The 4478-nt window shown below is 64.7% G+C and carries 4 protein-coding genes and 1 pseudogene; 4 read left to right on the top strand and 1 reads right to left on the bottom strand.

The window, feature by feature from the left end; translation table 11 throughout:
* Both RYL44_RS10005 and RYL44_RS10000 read left to right on the top strand, forming a co-directional pair.
* Window positions 1-707 (top strand): ABC transporter ATP-binding protein (locus RYL44_RS10005; RefSeq protein WP_314975899.1); only part of this gene is annotated, 707 nt, incomplete at its 5' end.
* Complete coding sequence (locus RYL44_RS10000) at window positions 704-2035, top strand: ABC transporter permease (protein ID WP_314975898.1); 1332 nt, start codon at window positions 704-706, stop codon at window positions 2033-2035. The genes RYL44_RS10005 and RYL44_RS10000, both read left to right, overlap by 4 nt.
* 127 nt (window positions 2036-2162) lie before the next feature.
* On the opposite strand, the gene RYL44_RS09995 is transcribed toward RYL44_RS10000, so the two are convergent.
* Window positions 2163-2999, bottom strand: coding sequence for an HhH-GPD family protein (locus RYL44_RS09995; RefSeq protein WP_462675793.1), 837 nt, complete (start codon window positions 2997-2999; stop codon window positions 2163-2165).
* A gap of 254 nt (window positions 3000-3253) precedes the next feature.
* Between RYL44_RS09995 and RYL44_RS09990 the strand changes: the two genes are divergently transcribed.
* Window positions 3254-3634: a TM2 domain-containing protein gene (locus RYL44_RS09990; protein WP_314975896.1), complete on the top strand. Its 381-nt coding sequence runs from the start codon at window positions 3254-3256 to the stop codon at window positions 3632-3634.
* A 172-nt stretch (window positions 3635-3806) separates the two neighbouring features.
* A pseudogene (locus RYL44_RS09985) lies at window positions 3807-3992 on the top strand (hypothetical protein); the annotation flags it as partial.
* Window positions 3993-4478 lie beyond the last annotated feature (486 nt).

Here is a 4478-nt window from a genome sequence, read left to right as displayed (position 1 = left end):
TGGACGGCGTGGACACGACGCGCCTGGGCGAGGGGCGTCGCGCTCGCATGCGCGGAGAGGACTTCGGCTTCGTCTTCCAGCAATTCAACATTTTCGCGGCTCGTACGGCCGCTGAAAACGTCGAGGTTCCCCTCCTGTACGCGCCGGGCACGCAGCTGCTGCGCAGGCGCTCCATCGCTCTCGACATGCTTGAGCGCGTGGGCCTGGCGGATCGCGCGGACTCCTACCCGGGCGAGATGAGCGGCGGCGAGCAGCAGCGCATCGCGATCGCGCGCGCCCTCGTGCGTCGCCCGCGCGTGATTTTGGCGGACGAGCCGACCGGCGCGCTCGACCCCGACACGGGGCGCGTCGTCATGAGCCTCCTCGAGGAGGTCGCCCGCGAATCCAACTCGGCCCTCATCGTCATCACCCACGACATGGGGGTCGCCGCCCGCGCCTCGCGCGCCTACGAACTCTACGACGGCGTCCTGCACGAGGTCGAAGCCCCCTCCGCTCTCGCGCAGCGCGCGGAGGCAGGGCACTCGGGAGACGAGGCCGGGGTTGAGCAGGCGGGCGACGAGGCCGGGGTTGAGCAGGCGGGCGACGAGGCCGTGCGCCCGGGCACGGAACCGGTCGTGACGGAGCCCCCGGCGCCGCCCGTCCAGGGCGAGCCGGAAAGCACGCCGGTCCCGGCGCCCCCAACCCCGCACGAGGAGGGCAATCAATGAATGCGCTCAGTCAGATCGTGGGGGCCCTCATCGAAGCGTGGGGCGAAGTTAAGGTGCAGAAGGCCCGCGTGGTCCTCTCCCTCGTGGGCGTCGTCGCCGCCGTGGCCGCCATGACGGTCGTCATCGCCCTGGGAGACCTGATCCTGCAGTCCTCCCGCGAATTGGCCGAACTCTACGAAGGGCGCTCGGTGACTGTGCGCCTCGCGCCGGAACAATCATCGGCAAACCAAGGAGAACCTTCGAACGACGGTCCCACCCAGGAAACCGGGACCGGTGAAGGGGCCCAGGCCTCGTCCACCGTCGAGCGCCCCGACGACAAGGACCCGGTGAGCGACGCGATGGTGACGCTGGCCGCCCGACACGACATCCGCTACTGGTCGCGCCTGTCCAGCAGCGGCGGTGAGATCACCGAAGTCCTCCAGGCGCGCGCCAGCGGGCAATTCCGCGGCTACCCGGTCGTGCGCACCGACGACATGTTCAACGACGTCACCATCCAGGCCGTCGACCCCGCCTACCAAGTTATCTTCCGCACCCGCATGCTCGCGGGCCGATGGGTCGCGCCCAGCGACGCCCAGCAGCGCCTGACACCCGTCGTCATCTCCGAAGTCCTCTGGAACCAGCTCGGACGCGCCCCCATCGACCAGGTCCCCATCGTCCTGCACACCACCGACGGCACCGCCCTGCGTGTGGTCGGCGTCAGCAAAGGGAAGAGCCGCTTCGATATGCCGACCATGTACGTGCACTACGACGCCGCGCGCGCCACGCTGCCCCAGATGGGCGTGCCCTCCATGCTCGCCTGGGTTGGGCCCGACGACGCCGACCAGGCCCGCACCGTCCTGCCGAGCGCCCTGGCCTCCATCCTCGGCGACGGCTGGCGCGTCACCGTCACCGGCGGCGAACACGAGGACATCGGCGAGGAACAGCTGGGCACCATCTCCCGCGTCATCATGATCATCGGCGGCATCATCGTGTTCCTCGGCGCCCTGGGCCTGCTCAACGTCGCGATCGTCACCGTGCGTCAGCGCGTGCGCGAAATCGGGATCCGGCGGGCCGTCGGCGCCTCCGCTACGCGCGTCTTCTTCGCGGTCTTCATGGAATCAGTGGTCGCGACCTTCGTCGCCGGCGTCATCGGCGTGGGCATCGCGATCGTCGTCGTGCGCTCCCTACCGCTCGAAACCATGGGGATCGCGCTCAGCGAGACGCCTGCTTTCCCCGCCGGAGCCGCCATCGCAGGCGTCGCCATCTCCTCCAGCATCGGCGCCCTGTGCGGGATTATCCCCGCGCTCGCGGCCGTGCGCATCAAGCCGATCGACGCAATCAGGTACTAGTTCAGCGCCGAGGCCCGGGCGCGTTTCCGGGTCAGTGCCGGCGCCTTGGTTGGGGGGCAGGCCTCGTCGACCGGGGTGCTCATGCGTGAGGAGAGTTGCGCGCGCTGGTATGGTCTTCATTACTGGATTAGCGGGGGAGAGTGACCAGCTTCGTGTCCTTGTTGTAGGTGATCATACCTTCTTTAAGCAGAGCCCGGTAGACGCGAGTGGGCTGGTAGCGATCGCCGCCGTCGAGGCGGGCGGCATCGAGGACTCTGCGCTTGGTTAGGCCTTTCGTGCCCTCGAAGTGGGCGGCGCGAAGAGCCTTCATGACGCGACCGCGCGCCTGGCGGTCAGTACCCGTGTAAGGCTGCGGGGTCGGGCGCTTCTCGTCCTTCGGGTATCCGGCCTGAGCCCACGCGCAGTATTGGCGCATAAGGCATGTCTCGCAGTGGGGGGAGAGCTGGGTGCACACGAGAGCACCGAATTCCATGAGGGCCAAACTCACCTCGCCCGCATGGTGGCCGTCCGAGGGCAGGAGCGCGTCGGCGCGCGATACTTCCGCCTTGGAGGGGCTTGAGTGGGGTGGGAACTCGCGTCCGTCAAGGAATCTGACCAGGACGCGGCGGACATTGGTGTCGAGGACCGGGATGCGAATGCCGTGTCGGAATGCGAGGAGTGCACTAGCGGTGTAGGTTCCCACGCCGGGGAGGAGAGTCAATTCCTTCATAGTCAGGGGCACCTGACCGTCGTGTTTTTCGACGATGGTGTCCGCGCAACTTTTGAGGCGCAGTGCGCGCGATGGATAGCCCAGGTTTGCCCAGGCCACGATAATGTCCGCGGGGGACGCCTCGGCGAGGTCGCAGGGGTTTGGCCATCGCTGCATCCATTCGACCCAGATCGGCTGGACGCGCGTAACGGGTGTTTGCTGGCTCATAATTTCGAAAACGAGGGTTCCCCAGTCGGACACGTCGTCGTGTCGCATGGGTAGGTCACGCTTGTTGGATGCGAACCAGCGGGGAAGGTCGTGAAGGAGTACCTGCGAGGCCTCGGCCGTTGGGTTTGTGAACACCCAGTCAGTGTAGGGAACTGTGCCCAGTGTCTGCGTATCAAGCGTTCGAATATGTGATGTGGCGCATAGAAGACTGTGAATGTTGTACAAATGAAAAAGGTCGACTAGTCTGACCGTGTTTTCGTAAACGCCTCCGGGAGGGGGCTCCATCAACAACAGGAGACAACATGTCTGCCCCTCAGCAGCCTTACGGTCAGCAGCCTGGCCAGCAGCCCTACGGTCAGCAGCCTGGTCAGCCCGTCTATGGCCAGCCCGGCTTTAACGCCCAGGCTCAGGGCAAGTCCCGCATGACCGCGGGCCTGCTCAACCTCTTCCTCTGCGGTTTCGGTGTCGGTGACTTTTACCTCGGTTATAACCAGCTGGGCATCATTAAGGTCGTCGCCTCTCTCGTCCTCAACTTCCTCTGGGCGTTTTCCGATGGCTTCGTCGCTGGCCTCGTCGGCCTGATCATGTTCGTCTACTGGATCTTCCTCATTGTCTGCGCGATCATGACTTTCATGGGCAAGTGGATCTACGCTACTGACGCGAACGGTGTTCCCACCGTCTGATCGGAGCGCAAGCGTTAGAATTGACGCAAAGTCTCGAGGTGTGGGGTCTGGCTTGTTGCCAGGTCCCGCACCTTTTTGTTGCCATGTGTCCGTGTCGCGGTGTCTGGTGTTGCGTGCCTGCGCGGCGGTATTCGGGAGATGTTGCGGTGTTGCGTCTAGGTTCTAGTGATGGTTGCAACGTTTCTTGGTGAAGGAGTTCGTTGTGACCAATCGTGGTCGAGTCTTTCAGGGTGTTGAATACCCCTCCCGTCGTGAGGCGTGTCAGGCTCGGCATCGGGAGTATGTACGGGCTCTTGCTGATTGTTTGAACTTCACGCAGGCAGCTCATGCTGTCGTTGGTGGTAGCTTCCGGGCCGGGTGTTCCGGGGTGGGCGCGAGTCGTCGTGTGCTCAGGTTGTCGTTAGTGGTAGGCGCCGGGCCGGCAGTGTCCACATCGCCGCCAGAGGGGCTGGGTGACTCGTTGTCGGGTGGCCTCCCCCAATGTCGCATGCAATTCCCCGAGGTTCGTCTGCAGCACGAATTCACATCGTTGGAATTGCAACGTTTGTGGAGTTTGTTGAATGTTCAGGTAATCGAATTGCATGCGAAATTGTTTGGAGCGTGCCGCGTCAGAGCACGTGCCCGGCCGCGAACCCGCCTTTCGTGGGCCGCAGTGCCCCTTGAATCCGTCGAGACCGGTCGCAGTGCCCCTTGAATCCGTCGAGACGGGCAGCCGCGAGGGGGGAAATGCACCATTAGAGCCGCGACACGCCGGCGACACGCCGACAGGGGGCTTCTAATGGTGCAAAACGGCTCTTCCGAGTTGAGTGTGGGTGACCGGGTGTTGGTCGGGGGTTGCGGGTAG

It is taken from the genome of Actinomyces bouchesdurhonensis (assembly GCF_963540955.1).
GTDB classification, from domain to species: Bacteria; Actinomycetota; Actinomycetes; order Actinomycetales; family Actinomycetaceae; genus Pauljensenia; species Pauljensenia bouchesdurhonensis.
The sequence above is the reverse complement of the archived record's forward strand: the minus strand, read 5'-3'. Positions and strand labels throughout refer to the sequence as shown.

Bases quoted from the DNA above. Each gene is read 5' to 3' on its own strand.
- RYL44_RS10000 (WP_314975898.1), top strand. From the start codon at position 704: ATGAATGCGCTCAGTCAGATCGTGGGGGCCCTCATCGAAGCGTGGGGC.
- RYL44_RS09995 (WP_462675793.1), bottom strand. From the start codon at position 2,999: ATGCGACACGACGACGTGTCCGACTGGGGAACCCTCGTTTTCGAAATT.
- RYL44_RS09990 (WP_314975896.1), top strand. From the start codon at position 3,254: ATGTCTGCCCCTCAGCAGCCTTACGGTCAGCAGCCTGGCCAGCAGCCC.